Raw genomic sequence first — 16,701 nt, forward strand, 5'->3', positions numbered from 1 at the left:
AGCCGCAGCCTTCGGAGCCGCGCCCCTCGGAGCCGCGCCCCTCGGAGCCGCGCCCCTCACTTGAGCCCCGACGTGGCCATGCCGTCGATCAGATACCGCTGGAAGGCCATGAAGAAGGCGATGACCGGGATGAGCGCCATCATCGCCATGGCGATCTGACCGCCGTAGTCGGAGATGCCCTGTTGGTCGCGGAACATCATCAGGCCGAGCGAGACGGTGTACTTGGAGGGCTCGTTGAGGTAGATCAGCGGGCCCATGAAGTCGTTCCAGGCGTTGATGAACGTGAAGATCGCGCTGGTGATCAGGGCGGGCCGGCACAGCGGCAGCACGATCGACCAGTAGATCCGCAGATGGCCGCAGCCGTCGAGCCGCGCCGCCTCGTCCAGTTCGCGCGGCAGCCCGCGCATGAACTGCACCATGAGGAAGACGAAGAAGGCCTCCGTCGCCAGGAACTTGCCCGCGAGCAGCGGCACGTACGTGTTGATGAGCTCCAGCTTCTGGAACATCACGTACTGCGGGATGAGCAGCACGTGGTACGGCAGCAGCAGCGTGCCGATCATCAGCGCGAAGAGCAGGTTCCGTCCGCGGAAAGGGATCTTCGCGAAGGCGTACGCCGTCAGGGAGCTGGAGATGACGACGCCGACGACGGCCATGCCCGCGTAGAACAGCGAGTTGGTGAAGAACGTGCCGATGGAGATCCCGGCGATGCCGTCCGCGAGGCCCTTGACGTTGTCCAGGATCGGGCTGGCAGGGAAGAGATCGAGGGAGCCGATGATCTTCTTGCCGGGCTTGAAGGCGGCGCCGATCACCCAGACGACCGGGTAGAGGACGACGCAGAGCACGGCGAGCGCGAAGACGTGCCAGACGAGCGAGCCGGTCCGCTTGCGCGGATTGGCGTTCCGCTTCAACTCCTGGGCGACTGTGGTCACTTGACGTCCTCCTCGTAGTGCACCCACTTCTTCTGGGACCAGAACAGGACGGCGGTGACGAGCGCGACGGCCAGCAGCAGCATCCAGGCCATCGCGGAGGCGAAGCCCATCTGGGACTGCTGGAAGCCCTTTTGGTAGAGGTAGCAGGTGTAGACGAGGGTGGCGTCGGCCGGCCCGCAGAACGTGTTGGAGACGACGTACGCGGACCCGAAGATCTGGAACGAGTGGATCGACTCCAGCAGGACGTTGAAGAAGAGCACCGGGGAGATCATCGGCAGCGTGATGTTCCAGAACCGGCGCAGCGGCCCCGCCCCGTCGACGGCGGCGGCCTCGTACAGCTCCTTCGGCACCTGCTTGAGCCCGGCCAGGAAGATGACCATGGGCGCGCCGAACTGCCAGACGGTGAGCGCGACCAGGGAGTACAGGATCAGATCCGGGTCGCCGATCCAGCCGCCGAGGTTCAGGCCGAGGGAGCCGAGTCCCTTGTCGACGACGGCGTTGTCGGAGAACAGCGCCCGCCAGACGAAGCCGACGGAGACGCTGGCGCCGATCAGCGACGGCGCGTAGAACGCGGCCCGGTACAGGCCCTGGCCGCGGCGGCTCTGGTTGAGCAGCAGGGCGACGCCGAGGGCGAGCAGCAGCTTCAACGGGGTGCCGATGACCACGTACTTGAGCGTGACCTGCACCGACTTCTGCCAGCGCGGGTCGTCGAACATGGCGGTGAAGTTGTCGAAGCCGATCCACTTCGGCGCCGCGAACAGGTTGTAGTCCGTGAACGCGTAGTAGAGCGAGGCGATCATCGGCCCCGCCGTGAGCAGCAGGAACCCCGCGAGCCACGGCGACATGAACAGATAGCCGGCGAGGTTGTCGCGCCGTCCCCGTCGCTTTTGTGCGACGGGTCGGACGATGTTCCTCTCGTCGGCCAGGACTGTGGCGTCCTTGACGAGCGACATGGTGCTGTTTCCCCTCGGAAACGTAGGGGCTGTCAGGCCTGGAAGGCTGCCTCGGCCTCGCTGAAGAACTGCTTCACCGCGGCCGGGACCTTCTGCTTGGCGTTGGCGACGTCACCGGCGATGCGCAGGAACGCGGCCTCGACGACATCGGCGCCCGACGGGTGCGGCGTGATCTTGCCGAGCACGCCCGCCTTGTCGACCTCGGTCTCGTACGCGGCGATGCCCTTGTTGGCCTCGGCAACCGCCTTGTCGGTCTCCGCGCCCGGCTTGTACGCCTCGAACTGGTCGTCGGTGGCGAGCACACCCATGTCGTAACCCAGGACCTTGCCGGCCTCGGGGTCATGGACCATGAAGTCGATGAACTTGGCGGCCTGCGCCTGGGCCTTGCACTTGGTGGAGATCGACAGCATCAGCGAACCGAGGTACTGGCCGGTGTCCTTCCCGTCGGTGGTCGGGATCGGCGCAAGCGCGTAGTCGGAGTCACCCTCCCCCTCGTAGCGCACCGAGAAGTTGTCCCAGGTGAACTCGGCGCCCGCGAGCCCGGCGGAGAGCCCGGACTTCGGCTTGACCTGCTCGATCTTCTTGGGGTCGGCGACGATGCCGGACTTCACGCGCTTGTAGTAGTCGGACCACCACTGCGTCAGATCGTCCTCGGCGAAGCCGAGTTTGCCGCTCTTGAAGAAGGCCTTGCCGTTCTGACGGAGGTACAGGTCGTAGAGGTACATGACGCCGGCGTAGCCCGTGTCGCCCGCGATCTTCAGTTTGTCCTGGATGGTCTGGAGCGACGTGAAGTACTCGTCCCAGGTCCAGCCGAACTTGGGCTCCACGCCCGCCTTCGCCCAGGCCTTCTTGTCGATGACGAGCGACATGGTGTTGGCGCCGACCGGAACGGCGACCTGCTTGCCGCCGGAGACCTGACCGGCCGTCTCGACGCCGCCGCGGAAGTTCTTCAGGCTCAGATTCCCGGCGTCCACCTGGGACTTGAGGTCGAGCAGAACTCCGCGCTTGTCGTACTTCGCAAGGAAGGCAACGGAGTTGAGGAATACATCCGGAGGATTTCCGCCCGAGGCCTGCGTCTGGAACTTCTCCCAGAATGCCTGGTAATCGGTGAATTCGGGCTTGATTTTGATCTTCGGGTTCTTCTTCTCGAAGAGCGCGATCGCCTTCTTGATTTTCACGGCGCGCGGTTCGCCGCCCCACCAGGCGAACCGCAGGGTCGCCGGACCGTCCGCGTTCCCCGCGTCTCCTGACCCACCGTCACCACCGCATCCGGCCGCCGTCAGTCCGAGTGCCGCGACCGACGCCCCCGTGACCTTCAGCAGGCCCCGCCGGTCAAGATCCCTGTTCATAGGCACAGCCAGCCCCTCCACCTGCGCATCGAAACATGATTTGAATCGTTTTAGGTAAGCGCTTGCCGAGCAAAAGTAGAGACGGGTGGGGTGCACGTCAACAGTTCGGACAAAGATGTGGGTCGAAGCGCTTCGAACGCCCAGGTCAGCAACGAAAAACGCCGAGGGCCCCGGAGACTCGATGTCTCCGGGGCCCTCGGTCCGGGTGGGCGATACTGGGTTCGAACCAGTGACCTCTTCGGTGTGAACGAAGCGCTCTCCCACTGAGCTAATCGCCCGGGCGCAGGAAGAACATTACCCCATGTCAGGCGGTGCCTGGGACCACGTCTGCACCCCTCGCCCGCACCACACCGTCACTGCTTGATGTTCCACGGCATCTCGAGCCCGAACTTCCACAGGTAGACACCGCCGAGCACGGCGATGATCACCACGCCGATGGTGGTCAGGATGATGTTCCGCCGCCGCACCTTCGGGTCGAGCGCGCGCTGCGTCGCCTCCGTGACCTTCCGCTTCGTCCAGCGCAGAACCAGCTGCGCCCAGACGAACTCGGTCGCCCAGATCGCCATGCCGCCGAAGATCACCAGCCAGCCGGGCCCCGGCAGCGGAAGCATGATCACGCCGCCCACGACGACCGCGAGCCCCACCACGAAGACGCCGACCTGCCAGCTCAGGTGCAGCGTCCTCCTGGCCTGAATGAACCCCGGCGCCCGCGAACCGAGCGGCTTCTCGCCGGACGGCCCGCCGTCGGCACCTGCCCCGGAGGCCGCGCCGGCCGTCTCGGGCGCCTCGGACTCCTTGGCCCCTTTGTCACTCCCCGTATTCATGCACTCAAACCTACCCGACTCTTTCGCGTCACCGGAATGGGCGTTCTCCCACAGATAAGACTCGGCCGTACGAGCTACCTAAAGACGCTCAAAACACTCAGAGGGGTTTACAACGGCACCGTAGGTGGCATGTCGATTTCGCCGACGTGCGAATCCCCGAGCGCACACTGAGCGAAAGGCCCTGGCGCTTATGAACACCACGGTCAGCTGCGAGCTGCACCTGCGCCTCGTTGTGTCGAGCGAGTCCTCACTGCCTGTTCCCGCAGGTCTGCGGTATGCCACGGCCGATCCTTATGCCGTGCACGCCACCTTCCACACCGGAGCCGAGGAGACAGTCGAATGGGTGTTTGCCCGCGATCTCCTCGCCGAAGGCCTTCACCGGCCGACCGGCACCGGAGACGTCCGAGTCTGGCCGTCCCGTAGCCACGGTCAGGGCGTTGTCTGCATCGCCCTGAGCTCCCCCGAGGGTGAGGCTCTGCTCGAGGCCCCGGCGCGGGCCCTCGAGTCGTTCCTCAAGCGAACGGACGCCGCCGTGCCACCCGGCACGGAGCACCGTCATTTCGACCTCGACCAGGAGCTCTCGCACATCCTCGCGGAAAGCTAGCGCCGCGGAACAAGGAGGCCCACGCCGGCACCCGGTCGGCGTGAGCAGTGCGAGAGCGTGCCGTGCCGTCCACTCGGGGAACGGCACGGCTCACGGTCGGGACAACCGCATACGGCATACACCGGCGCCGCCGCCGTGGGAGTTTCCACGGCGGCGGCGCAAGTGCGTTCCAGGAGGCGGGCAGGTACTAGGCTCGTGCGGCATCGGCGGGCGGGAGCCCTACCTCAGGCCAGGGAGCGAATCGTGCTGATCACCCACGACACCCGGTGCGCGCTCGACACCGTGGTCGATCTGGTGAACACGACACCGGACGGCGGTGCGGTGGCGGACGGGCTCGCGAGTCCGGCCGCGCTGACAGATTTCGTACGAAGGAACGATGTCAGCGATGTTGGCGTGATGACCGAAAATGATCTCCACTCGGTGCGTGCGGTGCGTGACCGCTTCGCGGCCGTGTTCGCGGCGAGTGACCAGCGCGCGGCGGCGACGGTGATCAACGAGCTGGTCGCCGAGGCGGGCACCACTCCGCGCCTCACGGACCACGACGGCTACGACTGGCACATGCACTACTTCGCGCCCGGCGCCTCCGTCGCCGACCATCTGGCGGCCGACTGCGGGATGGCCCTGGCGTTCTTCGTGGTCGCCGGCGAGCAGGAGCGGCTGCGGCGCTGCGACGCGCCCGACTGCCGGTTCGCGTTCGTCGACCTGTCCCGCAACCGTTCGCGCCGCTACTGCGACAGCCGTACGTGCGGGAACCGGCTGCACGTGGCGGCCTACCGGGCGCGCCGCAAGGAAGCCGCGGGCTGAATCCGTTCACAGCAGCAGGAGATCGTGCAGCGCGGCCATCAGGAGCAGGCTGCCGATCACCCCCAGGAAGATCATCAGCGGGGGTTGGGAGAGCGCGAAGAGGCAGCCGCGCTGACTCTCGGTCCGCTTCTCGGTCCGCTTTGCGGTTCGCTTCTCGGTTCGTACGGGCACGGGCGGCGCGGGCTCACTGAGAGGCGCCTGCCCCTGGTCGGCGTCCAGCTGGTCGGGCAGCTGCGGTGTGTCCAGCATCTCGTCGTGATGATGGCGCACTTACCGGGTGACGGGCACTCAACCCACCACTTTCGAGGGGCAGTTCGCGGGAACCCGTGACAGCGGACCGCGTACGTCTGTTGGCGCCAGATGCCGTGCTGCTTTCCGGTCCCGTGCTTCTTCAGATGCCGTGCTTCTTGAGGATCGCCTCGATGTCGCTGAAGTCCTCCGCCGGCTCGGCCTTCGCCTGCTTGGGCTGCGCCGCGGGCGTGGGACGGCGGCCCTCACCGAGTGAGGGCGCCGACGCCGCAGGGGCGACGGCGGCCTCGCGCTCCTTGCCGGGGCGGCCGGAGCGGCGCCGCTCGACGGCCCGCGTCCCCATGAACATCAGCCAGGCGGCGCCGAGCACGCCGAAGCCGGCCCAGGCGGTCGGACTGAACGCCGTGTCCACGATCCACTCCACCGCGCCCGTCATCACGAGGCCCAGCGGTACGAGGGCGTAGGCGGCGGTGCGGGCGGCCTTGAGGAACCGCTTGCGGAAGGCGAGAACCCCGGCGATGCCCAGGCCCGCCACGGCAACGGCGGAACACACGGTCTCGGCAATCATCCGGTCCTCCCGAGTTCGGACATCGTGGGGCGCTTCCCCCCTCCCATCCTGCACCGCCCAGGGGCCCGCGGGCCACGCCCGGGGCCGTCCTCGGCCACATCTGGGGGACATCTCGGGGTCGCCGCTCCTCCGCAGGTCCAGGTTGGGCCCGGCAGGCGCTCCTGGGAGACTTGCCCTCATGAACGCCCCGAACCCCATCCTTGACGTGTGGTGCGAGCTGCAGTGCCCCGACTGCCGCTCGGCCCTGGACGACCTCCGCGCGCTGCGCGAGCGCTACGGCGACCGCGTCGAGCTGCGCCTGCGGCACTTCCCGCTCGAGAAGCACAAGCACTCCTTCGCCGGTGCGCAGGCCGCCGAGGAGGCGTTCGCGCAGGGCAAGGGGTGGCCGTACGTGGAGGCCGTGCTCGGGCGGGTCGAGGAGTTCGACCGCAAGGGCGAGCCGTTCCTCGTCGAGGTGGCGGGTGAACTCGGCCTGGACGCCGAGGAGTTCGACACCGCGCTCATCGACGGCCGGCACATCCTGATCGTCGACGCCGACCAGGCCGAGGGCAAGGTCATCGGCGTGACCGGCACGCCCACGTACGAGATCGGCGGGGAGCTCCTGCACGGTGGGAAGAGCCAGGAGGGGCTGCGCGAGCGGATCGAGGAGATCGCGGACCGGCTGCTCGCCGAGGCCGGGCGGGCCTGACGCTCACAACAGCTGTTTGTAGAGGTAGTGGCCGGTCGGCTCATAGCCGAGCGAGTCGTACAGGCGCTGCGCGGTCGGGTTGTCCGCGAAGACGTTGAGGCCGATCCGGGTGGCGCCCGCGGCGATCGAGTCGGCCTCGGCGAGCAGCATCAGCGAGCGCCCGTGGCCGCGCCCCCGGTGCTCGGCCGACACCTCGACGTCGAAGACGAACGCGCCGTCGGGTCGCTGCGCCACCCAGAGCGTTCCGACCCGCGCGCCGTTCTGCTCCAGCACGCCGAGCAGGACGTCCGGGGTGGCGACGCCCTCCGGGAGCAGCGCGGCGTGATCGTGGTCCGCCTTCTGCCGCGCCTCTTCCTCGGTGGCGCCGCGCTCGACCCAGGTGCGCGTGTACGCGGCCTTGGTGTGCGCGAGCCACGGCCCGTACTCGGCCTCCGTCATGCGCCGCCCCACGCTACCTTCAGGGAGCGTGGGCGGCTTTCCGGGCAGGGCCTTCGCCATGTTCCGGTTGCGCTCCACGTAGCCGAGGGCGCTCGCGAGGCGGAGCATGCCCTGTGCGTCGGCGGGGACGGTCAGCTCGACGCGGCGGCAGTTCCAGGAACGGGCGACCTCCTCGGCGGCGAGCGCCGCGACGGTGCCGCGGCCGCGCCCCCGGTCCTTCTCCTCGATGCGCAGTTCGAGTATCTGGGCGACGGACGGGCCGAAGACCGGGTGCGTGGCGAGGTGCAGGGCGCCGACGGGGCGGCTGTTCACGCATACCGCGTAGTGGCGGGAGCACGCGCCGTCGGGGGTGCGCTGGAGCGGCTCGGTCGGCCGCAGGGTCGTGGTCATCAGGGGAGTTGTACCCGCCCGCGCCCCCGACGCGACAAGGGGTTTACGGGTGCGGCCGGTCTGCTGCCGGACCGTCCCGACCGCCCCGGGTGGGCTGTTGCTCCGGCTGGGGGTTCGGGGGTCGGGGCGGGGCCGGGGGGGCGGCGGGGGGGCGGGGGGGGGGGCGGGGCGCGGGCGGGGGGGGTTGGGGGCCGGGCCGGCCCCGCCGGCCCGGGGGGGGGGGTGGGGGGGGGGGGGGGTGGGGGGGGGGCCCCCCCCCCCCCCCCCCCCCCCCGAAAGAAATCAGCACGGGTCGGGCCGGTCTGCTGTCCCGAAAGAAATCAGCACGGGTCGAGCCGGTCCGCTGCCCGCTCGTCCCATACGCGCATGGCCTTCGCGGTGACGGGGCCCGGCGCGTCCGTCAGGTTGCGGTCGTCGACGCGGTGCACGGCCTGGATGTCGCGCAGCGTCGACGTCAGGAACACCTCGTCGGCCTCCGCGAGCACGGACAGCGGCAGGTCCGTCTCCTTGGCGCCGGTCCACTCGACGGCGAGGGCGCGGGTGATGCCGGCCAGCGGGCCCGCGGTGAGCGGCGGGGTGTGGATCTCGCCGTCCAGGACGACGAAGACGTTGGAGCCCGTGCCCTCGCACAGCTGCCCCACCGTGTTCGCGAACAGGGCCTCGGAAGCGCCGTGTTCGTGGGCGCGGGCCAGGGCGACGACGTTCTCCGCGTACGAGGTGGTCTTCAGGCCCGCGAGGGCGCCACGCTCGTTGCGGGTCCACGGCACGGTGATCACGGCGGTGGTGTCGGGGCGCCGCTTGGCCTCGCCGAGGGCGACGACGAGCGTGGTGCCCTGGTCGCCGCGGTCGGAGCCGAGCGGCGAGAAGCCGCCGGTGTAGGTGATGCGCAGGCGGCCGAGGGCCATCGGGTTGGCCTCGAGGACGGCGGCGCAGGCGCGGCGCACCTCGTCGAGGTCGGGCTCGGGCAGGCCGAGCCCGCGGGCCGAGCGCGCGAGCCGGTCGAGGTGGCGGGTGAGCGCGAAGGGCTTGCCTTCGACGGCCTTCACGGTCTCGAAGATTCCGTCGCCCACGGTGAGCCCGTGGTCGAAGACGGAGACGCGCGCCGCCTCGGTGTCCTGCAGCCGGCCGTCGAGCCAGATCTTCACGGGTTCTTGCCTCTCATCGTTCGAGTGCGTACGTTCCCGACGCTACCTCCAGCAGCCGTGCCGCCTTCAGCTCGGTCTCGCGCCATTCCCGCTCCGGGTCCGAGCCCCAGGTGATCCCGGCGCCGGTGCCGAAGCGCAGGAAGTCACCGTCGGTGCCGCGGTCGATCCAGAACGTGCGGATCCCGACGGCCAGTTCCCCGGTCCCCCGGTCCGCGTCCACCCAGCCGATGCCGCCGCAGTAGGGGCCGCGCGGCGCCGTCTCAAGGTCGTCAATGATCCGCAGGGCGCTGGACTTCGGGGCGCCGGTGACGGAGCCGGGCGGGAACGCGGCGTCGAGCAGCTCGGGCCAGCCGGCCGCCTCGGGCAGCTCGCCGCGCACGGTGGAGACGAGGTGGACGAGGCCCGGGTGCTTCTCGACCACGCACAGTTCGGGCACGGTCACGCTGCCGGTGGCGCAGACGACACCCAGGTCGTTGCGGACCAGGTCGACGATCATCACGTTCTCGGCGTGGTCCTTGTCGAGGAGGTCCGCCTCGGTGCGCCCGGTCCCCTTGATCGGCCCGGATTCGACGACCCGGCCGTCCCTGCGCAGGAACAGCTCGGGCGAGGCCGTCGCGACCTCCACACCGTGCCCCGGGAGCCGGATCGTGCCCGCGTACGGCGCCGGGTTCCCGCGCGCGAGGAGAGCGGTGAGGGCGTCCACGTCCGCGTACGGGGAGATGGGCGCGGACAGTACGCGGCAGAGGTTGGCCTGGTAGACCTCGCCGGTCGCGATGTGCGCGCGGATGCGCCGCACGCCGTCCGTGTACGCGGCGTGGTCGAGCGACGACGTCCAGTCCGCAGGCGCGGGGCCGGGCCAGCCGCCGGGGCGCGGGGCGGGCACGGCTTCCGCGCGCACGTTTCCGAAGCGGGCGCAGACGAGGCGCCCCTCGAAATCGGCACAGACGGCCCAGAAGCCGGTGCTGTCGAGGGCCGCCGGGTCGCTGGTGACGTCGCGCAGATCGGTCGCGACGAGCCCGCCGAAGCGGGCCAGAGCAGGGAGGTCGTGCACACCTTCGAGTCTATGGCTGATGACGACGGGCCCACCTGAGCAGGACCTTCGCCGTTCGCACCGCAGCACGCTGCGCAAACGCGTTTTGGACCTCCCCCAGGAATCCGCTAGAGTTCAACACGTCGCCGGGACGCGGAAGCCGACCGGAAAGACGCGCGAACGTAGCTCAGTTGGTAGAGCGCAACCTTGCCAAGGTTGAGGTCGCCGGTTCGAACCCGGTCGTTCGCTCAGGATGTGGGGGATCTTCCCGAACCCCTACGCTCCTGGTGGAGTGGCCGAGAGGCGAGGCAACGGCCTGCAAAGCCGTCTACACGGGTTCAAATCCCGTCTCCACCTCCAAGCGCGATTAGCTCAGCGGGAGAGCGCTTCCCTGACACGGAAGAGGTCACTGGTTCAATCCCAGTATCGCGCACTGAGGCCGCAAGGCTTCCATCCCGGACGATTAGCTCAGCGGGAGAGCGCTTCCCTGACACGGAAGAGGTCACTGGTTCAATCCCAGTATCGTCCACTGCCCCCTGTGGGTTCCCGCGCGATTAGCTCAGCGGGAGAGCGCTTCCCTGACACGGAAGAGGTCACTGGTTCAATCCCAGTATCGCGCACCAGCAAGAAGCCCCCGGTCCTCGTGGCCGGGGGCTTCTTCGTGCCGGACGGCGCCCTTGGGCGAGCGGAGCGGCCCTTCGGGGAGAAAAGCCGCTCGGCGCCTCAGGAGGAGAACAGCATCCGGCCGAAGCCACGGTTGTGGTGACCGTGGTGGCCGTGGTGACCGCCGTGGTGGCCGCCGTGCTGCGGGGCTCCCCACGCGGGGGCCGCGGGGGCCGGGTAGCCCTGCGGGGCGGGCGGGGGCGGTGGCGCCTGCTGCTGCCACTGCGACTCCATGCGGGTCAGCGACTCCAGCTCGCCGTAGTCCAGGAATATCCCGCGGCACCCGCTGCACTGCTCGATCTGGACGCCATTGCGGTTGTACGTGTGCATCGGTGCGTGACACTTCGGACACTGCATGCTCGGCTCAACTCCTCGCCGTTCGGTGCTGCTTCGCCGGAACACTTCCCGGCTTCGGTCCCCCGCACCCTACTTGGCCGGTTCGTCCTCGAACTGCGGCGGCACCGATGCCATTCGGGCGCAGGCGTCGACGACCGATTCCTCCACCTCGTCGAGCGCGCGGCCCGCGTCGACGGCCTTCGCGACGGCGAGCGCGGCGGTCTGCACGGTCAGGGCGCGGGCCGGAACGTCCAGGGCGGGCCAGGGGTCGGGGACGCTCAGTTCCTTTGCGCCGCCTGTGCGTTGGTACGCGCCGAGGAAGCGGGTCCAGTCCTCGGGGGACAGCAGGCCGCAGGCGAACCAGGCGGCGGGGCGGGCCAAGTCCCAGGCGGGGTCGCCGATTCCGAGGTCGTCGACGTCGATCAGCGTCCATCCGGAGGAGTCGGCGGAGTCGGCGGAGTCGGCGGAGTCGGCGGGGTGGCGGACCAGTTGGCCGAGGTGCAGGTCTCCGTGGCAGAGGGTGCTCGCGTGTGTGTACGGGGCTTCGGCGCGGGCCCAGGGCGGCAGGGTGCGCCAGGCGTCGAGGATCGGTCGCCCGGCCGGGTGGGCGGGGGCCGAGGCATGGAGGCGGGCCACGGCGCGCGCCGCCTTGAGCGGGCCGCGCATGGGCGGGAGCGCGGGCGGCAGTTCGTGCGCCGGCGTGCAGTGCAGGCGGGCCAGAAGGGCGCCCACGGCTTCCCAGGGGGCGTGCTCCGGGTGCTCCGGGTCCACGGGGGTGCCGTGCGGCCAGAACGTGACGAGCCGGTCGTCCAGGGCGGCCGCGGTCGGGCGCAGTGGGCGCAGCAGTACGCCGGCCAGGGCGGGGTGGGCGGCCACGGCCAGGCGCAGGTTCAGCTCGGCCGGGTCGGTGTCGGGGGCGTGCGCCTTGGCGACGGTGTCGCCGTGCCGGACCACCGTGGCGTCCGGGCGGTCGGCGAGGGTCGTGGCGCCGCAGACGCAGGCGATCCCCGACGGATGGGCCGCGCCCCGGGCCTCGGCCCTGAGCGCGGGAACGATGAGCGTGGTCACGGCGGCAGCCTACGGGTGCGGCGGGCACAAAATAATGCTGCGCGCAGCTCCCCAGCTGCGCGCAGCATTTGTGCCGTCCGCCGCACCCCCGTCCCCACGGGGTTTCATGGCCGGATGTCCCCGCCCGGACCGCTCATCCGGGCCTGGGAGCGCCGCTCAGCGCCCCAGCATCACGCCCACGGACGACGCCTGTGTGACCACCGCGTCCCAGCCGCCGAACACGACGACGAGAAGGGCCGCGAGAGGGAGAACCATGGCCGCGGCCACCAGCGGATGCCGGCGGTCGGTCGCGGGGCCACCGAAAAGGCCCGCCCTGCGGGCCGCTGTGCGGAACGCTGTCGTCCGCGGTGCTGTGTCCGCCATGGTCCTCTCCCGGTCGAAATCTTGAGTTCTTGCGTCTGTCTTGAGTTCTTGCGTCTTGGCAAGCGGCGGGCACCTGACCTCGGGGGACGAGTGCCGTACCCGCCGCTTGACCTCAAATCTATGAGTGTCGGGCGCCCGAGACGTCATGCCCTCGTACCGATTGCCGGGCCTCCCCGAGGATGACCACCTGCGACCGGCGTACTCCCCTGGGTGGAGACGCAGGCCCGACGACCTACTCAGCCTCGGGGTCATCCCCCAAGGGGCGCCCGACGCGGGCCTCGCGCCCGACGCGGGCCTCGCGCTCGGCGGGCTCCTCGCGCGGGACCGGGTGCTCCACCAGGGCCAGCACCCTGGTGGCCATGAAGCGCGCGGTGCGCACCACGGATCCGGAGCGGGTGACTTCGCTCACTTCCACCACCCCTCTGCGTACCGCCGTCTCCACCCTTCGGCCCGCCCGGCCCGCCGTCACCTCGTACGTACGCGTCGTGTCCCCGGCATCCACGACTATCTCGACCCGGTCGCCCTTCATGGGTCCAATCCCCCTTTACCGCCGCCCTGTTGGGTCGCGGGCCCGTGACAAGCCGCCCCGCTCCCGCACCCCCTGACCACTCTTCAAGTTTCGCACCGGGCACTGACAATCGAATCGGCCGCGAGGGCGCGGCCTTTGCGCGCCGCCGTGCGCGAAAACGTAAGCTGTGGCTCGTCAGACGGACCGGGCAGCAGCGGGGATGAACATGGCGATGATGCGCCTCAGGCGCGAGGACCCGCGCGTCGTCGGCTCGTTCAGGCTTCACAGACGCCTCGGGGCCGGCGGGATGGGCGTGGTCTATCTCGGGTCCGACCGGCGCGGCCAGCGGGTCGCGCTCAAGGTGATCAGGCCTGATCTGGCGGAGGACCAGGAGTTCCGCTCGCGGTTCGCGCGCGAGGTGTCCGCCGCGCGGCGGATCCGCGGCGGCTGCACCGCCCGGCTCGTCGCGGCCGATCTGGAGGCGGAGCGGCCGTGGTTCGCGACGCAGTACGTGCCGGGGCCCTCGCTGCACGACAAGGTGGCCGAGGAGGGCCCGCTGGCCGCATCGGACGTGGCGGCCGTCGGGGCCGCGCTGTCCGAAGGGCTCGTCGCCGTCCATGAGGCCGGGGTCGTGCACCGCGACCTCAAGCCGTCCAACATTCTGCTGTCCCCGAAGGGGCCGCGGATCATCGACTTCGGCATCGCGTGGGCGACCGGCGCCTCGACGCTGACCCATGTGGGCACCGCCGTCGGCTCCCCCGGCTTCCTCGCGCCCGAGCAGGTGCGGGGCGCCACCGTCACGCCCGCGACCGATGTGTTCGCCCTGGGGGCCACCCTCGCGTACTCGGCGATGGGCGATTCGCCCTTCGGGCACGGCAGTTCCGAGGTCATGCTCTACCGGGTGGTCCACGAGGAGGCGCAGCTGGCCGGGGTGCCGGACGCGCTCGCGCCGCTGCTGCGCGCGTGCCTCGCGAAGGATCCGGAGGAGCGGCCCAGCACGCTGCAACTGTCGCTGCGGCTCAAGGAGATCGCGGCGCGTGAGGCGCAGGGCATCGTCGCGGAGCCGCGCCCGCCCGCGCCGCGCACCGCCGAGCAGGACCGCCCGACGGGCCGCATCGCCGACCCACACGCCTCGTACGAGGGCCAGCGCACCCAGCGGCGTACGCAGCCGGGGACTCCGACCTCGCGCCCCAGCAACGGCAGGAGCAACGGGTCGGCGCCCGCCCGGAACACCAACAGCCGGTCGGGCAGCAACAGCAGGCCGGGGCCGCGCAGTGGTGCCGGGCGGCCCGCTCCGCGCACGAACGGCACGGGCTCGGGCAAGAAGCTGCGGCCCGCGAATCCGCGGCTGCTGCGGCAGCGGCTCTTCGTGTTCGTCGTCGTGACGCTGCTCGTGGCGCTGGCGATCGCGGCGGCCCAGGGCTGCCAGGGGCCGACGCGCGGCCTCGGTGACAGCGACGTGCACGAGACGACGTCCGCGCGGGCGCTGCCGCTTCCGGGGAGTCCCTCGGAGTCGGAGGCCTAGAGTTCCGGGCGGCCCGTCGCCACCGCGTAGAACGCGACGGCGGCCGCCGCGCCCACGTTGAGCGAGTCGACTCCGTGGGCCATCGGGATGCGGACCCATTCGTCCGCCGCCATCAGGGCCTTGGTCGAGAGGCCGTCGCCCTCCGCGCCCAGCATCAGCGCGACACGGTCCATGCGGTGCGGTGCCACCTCGTCGAGGGACTTGGCCTGCTCGGCCGGGGTCAGTGCGAGGAGTTCGAAGCCGGCGTCGCGGACCGTCTCCAGGGACTTCGGCCAGGCGTCCAGACGCGCGTACGGCACGGAGAAGACCGCGCCCATGGAGACCTTCACCGAGCGGCGGTAGAGCGGGTCGGCGCAGTCGGGTGAGAGCAGGACCGCGTCGATGCCCAGGGCAGCGGCCGAACGGAAGATCGCGCCGATGTTGGTGTGGTCGTTGACCGACTCCATGACGACGACGCGGCGGGCCGTGGTGAGGAGTTCGTCCGACGTCGGCAGCGGCTTGCGCTGCATGGAGGCGAGGGCGCCGCGGTGCACGTGGTAGCCGGTGACCTGCTCGGCGAGGTCGGGGGCGACCGCGTAGACCGGGGCGGGGACCTCGTCGATGACGTCGCGCATGACGTCGACCCACTTCGCGGACAGCAGCATCGAGCGCATCTCGTACCCGGCGAGCTTGGCGCGCCGGATGACCTTCTCGCCCTCGGCGATGAACAGGCCCTCGGCCGGTTCGCGTTTGCGACGCAGTTCTACGTCGGTCAGGCCCGTGTAGTCGGACAGGCGCGGGTCGTCGGGGTCATCGATGGTGATGAGACCTTGAGGTTCAGCCACGGGTCGATACTGCCTTGTTCTGGGTGTGGTGCCAACGGTGCGGAGCGAGTTGTGTTACCGCTGGTTACTTATTGGGGCCCTCGCGCACCACGTCGCCGATCACGATGACGGCCGGCGGCCTGACCCCTTCGGAGACGGCCGTTTCGCCGACCGTCGCGAGGGTGGCGTCGACGCGGCGCTGGGCCGCCGTCGTCCCTTCCTGGACGAGGGCGACAGGCGTCTCGGGGCTCTTGCCGTACGAGACGAGGGCCTCGGCGATCTTTGCGATCTTGTCGACTCCCATGAGGATCACGAGGGTGCCGGTCAGCTTCGCCATCGCCTCCCAGTCGACCAGGGAGCGCTCGTCGTCCGGCGCCACGTGGCCGCTGACGACGGTGAACTCGTGGGCGACGCCGCGGTGGGTGACCGGGATGCCGACAGCACCGGGGACGGAGATCGAGCTGGAGATGCCGGGGACGACCGTGACCGGGATGCCCTCGGCGGCGAGCGCCTGGGCCTCCTCCATGCCGCGGCCGAAGACGAACGGGTCGCCGCCCTTGAGGCGGACCACGGCCTTGCCCTGCTTGGCGTGCTCGATGAGCGCCTGGTTGATGGCCTCCTGGACCATCTGGCGGCCGTACGGGATCTTCGCGGCGTCGATCACCTCGACGTGCGGCGGGAGTTCGTCGAGGAGGTCGCGCGGGCCGAGCCGGTCGGCGATCACGACGTCGGCCTCGGCGAGGAGGCGGCGGCCGCGCACCGTGATGAGGTCCGGGTCGCCGGGGCCGCCGCCGACGAGGGACACGCCGGGCTTGTGCTCGCGCTGGACGGCGACGGTGCCGTCGTGGAGGGCCTCGACGAGTCCGTCGCGGATCGCGGCGGTGCGGCGGGGGTCGCGGTCCGCGGCCGTGGTCGTCAGGACGGCGACGGTCACGCCGTCCGCGCGGCCCGTCGCCGGGGTCCAGGCGGTCGCCTCGTCGGCGTCGTCGGAGCGTACGCACCAGGTGCGGGTGCGCTCGGCTTCGGCGGAGGCGGCGTCGTTCGTCTGCCGGTCGCTGGTGGCCACCAGGGCGTACCAGGTGTCGGCGAGGTCGCCCGGCTCGTAGCGGCGCTCGACCCAGGTCAGTTCGCCGGCGGTCGCCATCGCCTCGACCGAGGGGGTCGCGGAGGGGGAGATCAGCGTGATGTCCGCGCCCGCGGCGATCAGGGCGGGGAGCCTGCGCTGGGCTACCTGGCCGCCGCCGAGGACGACGACTCGGCGGCCGGTCAGGCGGAGCCCTACGGGGTAGGCGGGGTGGTCGGCGGCGGGCATGCGGTGTCCTCTGGCGTGCGGGTGTTGTGGGTGAGCGTACGTCGTGGGCGTGACGGAGAGGTTTCCCAACCCGGGGGCTCCGCCCCCGGACCCCTGCGCCTCAATCGCCGGCGGGGCTTGATTTTCAAGCCCCGCCGGCGATTGAGGGGTGG

Annotated in this window: 19 protein-coding genes and 6 tRNA genes; 9 read left to right on the forward strand and 16 right to left on the reverse strand. The window is 70.5% G+C overall.

Going from position 1 to position 16,701, the window contains the following annotated elements; translation table 11 throughout:
- Positions 1–56 precede the first annotated feature (56 nt).
- From ACIRHA_RS21690 to ACIRHA_RS21710, 5 genes are all read right to left on the reverse strand, one after another.
- Positions 57–929, reverse strand: a complete 873-nt coding sequence (locus tag ACIRHA_RS21690; protein WP_403848075.1) for a carbohydrate ABC transporter permease — start codon at positions 927–929, stop codon at positions 57–59.
- Positions 926–1,882: a carbohydrate ABC transporter permease gene (locus ACIRHA_RS21695; protein ID WP_403848077.1), complete on the reverse strand. Its 957-nt coding sequence runs from the start codon at positions 1,880–1,882 to the stop codon at positions 926–928. Before ACIRHA_RS21695 ends, ACIRHA_RS21690 begins: the two co-directional genes overlap by 4 nt.
- A gap of 32 nt (positions 1,883–1,914) precedes the next feature.
- Positions 1,915–3,231, reverse strand: coding sequence for an ABC transporter substrate-binding protein (locus ACIRHA_RS21700; RefSeq protein ID WP_403848079.1), 1,317 nt, complete (start codon positions 3,229–3,231; stop codon positions 1,915–1,917).
- Between the two features lie 206 nt (positions 3,232–3,437).
- Positions 3,438–3,509: transfer RNA gene (locus ACIRHA_RS21705), tRNA-Val, on the reverse strand.
- Positions 3,510–3,584: 75 nt separating this feature from the next.
- The gene (locus ACIRHA_RS21710; RefSeq protein WP_403848082.1) at positions 3,585–4,055 is read right to left on the reverse strand and encodes a TIGR02611 family protein; all 471 of its coding nucleotides are present in this window, start codon (positions 4,053–4,055) and stop codon (positions 3,585–3,587) included.
- A 190-nt stretch (positions 4,056–4,245) separates the two neighbouring features.
- Here ACIRHA_RS21710 and ACIRHA_RS21715 point away from each other — a divergent pair, with 190 nt between their 5' ends.
- Both ACIRHA_RS21715 and ACIRHA_RS21720 read left to right on the forward strand, forming a co-directional pair.
- Positions 4,246–4,659: an SsgA family sporulation/cell division regulator gene (locus ACIRHA_RS21715; protein ID WP_257850025.1), complete on the forward strand. Its 414-nt coding sequence runs from the start codon at positions 4,246–4,248 to the stop codon at positions 4,657–4,659.
- Positions 4,660–4,902: 243 nt separating this feature from the next.
- Positions 4,903–5,463 (forward strand): CGNR zinc finger domain-containing protein, encoded by a 561-nt coding sequence (locus ACIRHA_RS21720; RefSeq protein WP_403848084.1) that lies wholly within the window; start codon positions 4,903–4,905, stop codon positions 5,461–5,463.
- 6 nt (positions 5,464–5,469) lie between these two features.
- Here ACIRHA_RS21720 and ACIRHA_RS21725 read toward each other — a convergent pair whose 3' ends face one another.
- Positions 5,470–5,712 carry a hypothetical protein gene (locus tag ACIRHA_RS21725; RefSeq protein WP_403848086.1) on the reverse strand — a complete coding sequence of 81 codons (243 nt, stop codon included), beginning with the start codon at positions 5,710–5,712 and terminating at the stop codon, positions 5,470–5,472.
- Between the two features lie 142 nt (positions 5,713–5,854).
- Positions 5,855–6,280: a hypothetical protein gene (locus ACIRHA_RS21730; protein ID WP_403848088.1), complete on the reverse strand. Its 426-nt coding sequence runs from the start codon at positions 6,278–6,280 to the stop codon at positions 5,855–5,857.
- Between the two features lie 178 nt (positions 6,281–6,458).
- On the opposite strand from ACIRHA_RS21730, the gene ACIRHA_RS21735 reads away from it, so the two are divergent.
- Complete coding sequence (locus tag ACIRHA_RS21735; RefSeq protein WP_403848091.1) at positions 6,459–6,968, forward strand: DsbA family protein; 510 nt, start codon at positions 6,459–6,461, stop codon at positions 6,966–6,968.
- Between the two features lie 3 nt (positions 6,969–6,971).
- On the opposite strand, the gene ACIRHA_RS21740 is transcribed toward ACIRHA_RS21735, so the two are convergent.
- From ACIRHA_RS21740 to ACIRHA_RS21750, 3 genes are all read right to left on the reverse strand, one after another.
- Positions 6,972–7,796: a GNAT family N-acetyltransferase gene (locus ACIRHA_RS21740; protein ID WP_403848093.1), complete on the reverse strand. Its 825-nt coding sequence runs from the start codon at positions 7,794–7,796 to the stop codon at positions 6,972–6,974.
- Between the two features lie 320 nt (positions 7,797–8,116).
- Complete coding sequence (locus ACIRHA_RS21745; protein WP_403848096.1) at positions 8,117–8,941, reverse strand: aminotransferase class IV; 825 nt, start codon at positions 8,939–8,941, stop codon at positions 8,117–8,119.
- A 13-nt stretch (positions 8,942–8,954) separates the two neighbouring features.
- Positions 8,955–9,992: a chorismate-binding protein gene (locus ACIRHA_RS21750; protein ID WP_403848099.1), complete on the reverse strand. Its 1,038-nt coding sequence runs from the start codon at positions 9,990–9,992 to the stop codon at positions 8,955–8,957.
- A 155-nt stretch (positions 9,993–10,147) separates the two neighbouring features.
- Here ACIRHA_RS21750 and ACIRHA_RS21755 point away from each other — a divergent pair.
- From ACIRHA_RS21755 to ACIRHA_RS21775, 5 genes are all read left to right on the forward strand, one after another.
- A tRNA-Gly gene (locus ACIRHA_RS21755) sits at positions 10,148–10,220 on the forward strand.
- Between the two features lie 37 nt (positions 10,221–10,257).
- Positions 10,258–10,331: transfer RNA gene (locus ACIRHA_RS21760), tRNA-Cys, on the forward strand.
- A gap of 1 nt (position 10,332) precedes the next feature.
- A tRNA-Val gene (locus ACIRHA_RS21765) sits at positions 10,333–10,404 on the forward strand.
- A gap of 24 nt (positions 10,405–10,428) precedes the next feature.
- A tRNA-Val gene (locus tag ACIRHA_RS21770) sits at positions 10,429–10,500 on the forward strand.
- 19 nt (positions 10,501–10,519) lie between these two features.
- Positions 10,520–10,594: transfer RNA gene (locus ACIRHA_RS21775), tRNA-Val, on the forward strand.
- Positions 10,595–10,694: 100 nt separating this feature from the next.
- On the opposite strand, the gene ACIRHA_RS21780 is transcribed toward ACIRHA_RS21775, so the two are convergent.
- The 4 genes from ACIRHA_RS21780 to ACIRHA_RS21795 all read right to left on the reverse strand — a co-directional run bounded on the left by ACIRHA_RS21780 (position 10,695) and on the right by ACIRHA_RS21795 (position 12,930).
- Positions 10,695–10,991, reverse strand: coding sequence for a zf-TFIIB domain-containing protein (locus ACIRHA_RS21780; RefSeq protein ID WP_266721691.1), 297 nt, complete (start codon positions 10,989–10,991; stop codon positions 10,695–10,697).
- Positions 10,992–11,060: 69 nt separating this feature from the next.
- Complete coding sequence (locus ACIRHA_RS21785; protein ID WP_403848102.1) at positions 11,061–12,038, reverse strand: aminoglycoside phosphotransferase family protein; 978 nt, start codon at positions 12,036–12,038, stop codon at positions 11,061–11,063.
- 156 nt (positions 12,039–12,194) lie between these two features.
- On the reverse strand, positions 12,195–12,401 hold the full coding sequence (locus ACIRHA_RS21790; protein WP_326014295.1) for a hypothetical protein: 207 nt from the start codon (positions 12,399–12,401) through the stop codon (positions 12,195–12,197).
- Positions 12,402–12,633: 232 nt separating this feature from the next.
- The gene (locus tag ACIRHA_RS21795) at positions 12,634–12,930 is read right to left on the reverse strand and encodes a hypothetical protein (protein WP_403848105.1); all 297 of its coding nucleotides are present in this window, start codon (positions 12,928–12,930) and stop codon (positions 12,634–12,636) included.
- 199 nt (positions 12,931–13,129) lie between these two features.
- Between ACIRHA_RS21795 and ACIRHA_RS21800 the strand changes: the two genes are divergently transcribed.
- Positions 13,130–14,434: a serine/threonine-protein kinase gene (locus ACIRHA_RS21800; RefSeq protein ID WP_403848916.1), complete on the forward strand. Its 1,305-nt coding sequence runs from the start codon at positions 13,130–13,132 to the stop codon at positions 14,432–14,434.
- Here ACIRHA_RS21800 and ACIRHA_RS21805 read toward each other — a convergent pair.
- Complete coding sequence (locus ACIRHA_RS21805) at positions 14,431–15,258, reverse strand: TrmH family RNA methyltransferase (RefSeq protein WP_403848107.1); 828 nt, start codon at positions 15,256–15,258, stop codon at positions 14,431–14,433. The genes ACIRHA_RS21800 and ACIRHA_RS21805 overlap by 4 nt on opposite strands.
- A 64-nt stretch (positions 15,259–15,322) precedes the next feature.
- Positions 15,323–16,549, reverse strand: a complete 1,227-nt coding sequence (gene cobA / locus ACIRHA_RS21810; RefSeq protein WP_403848110.1) for a uroporphyrinogen-III C-methyltransferase — start codon at positions 16,547–16,549, stop codon at positions 15,323–15,325.
- Between the last annotated feature and the right edge of the window lie 152 nt (positions 16,550–16,701).

The sequence above is a fragment of the Streptomyces sp. NPDC102360 genome, assembly GCF_044766085.1.
Lineage (GTDB): Bacteria > Actinomycetota > Actinomycetes > Streptomycetales > Streptomycetaceae > Streptomyces.

Bases quoted from the DNA above. Each gene is read 5' to 3' on its own strand.
- ACIRHA_RS21710 (WP_403848082.1), bottom strand. From the start codon at position 4,055: ATGAATACGGGGAGTGACAAAGGGGCCAAGGAGTCCGAGGCGCCCGAG.
- ACIRHA_RS21695 (WP_403848077.1), bottom strand. From the start codon at position 1,882: ATGTCGCTCGTCAAGGACGCCACAGTCCTGGCCGACGAGAGGAACATC.
- ACIRHA_RS21795 (WP_403848105.1), bottom strand. From the start codon at position 12,930: ATGAAGGGCGACCGGGTCGAGATAGTCGTGGATGCCGGGGACACGACG.
- ACIRHA_RS21790 (WP_326014295.1), bottom strand. From the start codon at position 12,401: ATGGCGGACACAGCACCGCGGACGACAGCGTTCCGCACAGCGGCCCGC.
- ACIRHA_RS21725 (WP_403848086.1), bottom strand. From the start codon at position 5,712: ATGCTGGACACACCGCAGCTGCCCGACCAGCTGGACGCCGACCAGGGG.
- ACIRHA_RS21715 (WP_257850025.1), top strand. From the start codon at position 4,246: ATGAACACCACGGTCAGCTGCGAGCTGCACCTGCGCCTCGTTGTGTCG.
- cobA (WP_403848110.1), bottom strand. From the start codon at position 16,549: ATGCCCGCCGCCGACCACCCCGCCTACCCCGTAGGGCTCCGCCTGACC.
- ACIRHA_RS21735 (WP_403848091.1), top strand. From the start codon at position 6,459: ATGAACGCCCCGAACCCCATCCTTGACGTGTGGTGCGAGCTGCAGTGC.
- ACIRHA_RS21700 (WP_403848079.1), bottom strand. From the start codon at position 3,231: ATGAACAGGGATCTTGACCGGCGGGGCCTGCTGAAGGTCACGGGGGCG.
- ACIRHA_RS21730 (WP_403848088.1), bottom strand. From the start codon at position 6,280: ATGATTGCCGAGACCGTGTGTTCCGCCGTTGCCGTGGCGGGCCTGGGC.
- ACIRHA_RS21780 (WP_266721691.1), bottom strand. From the start codon at position 10,991: ATGCAGTGTCCGAAGTGTCACGCACCGATGCACACGTACAACCGCAAT.
- ACIRHA_RS21740 (WP_403848093.1), bottom strand. From the start codon at position 7,796: ATGACCACGACCCTGCGGCCGACCGAGCCGCTCCAGCGCACCCCCGAC.
- ACIRHA_RS21800 (WP_403848916.1), top strand. From the start codon at position 13,130: ATGAACATGGCGATGATGCGCCTCAGGCGCGAGGACCCGCGCGTCGTC.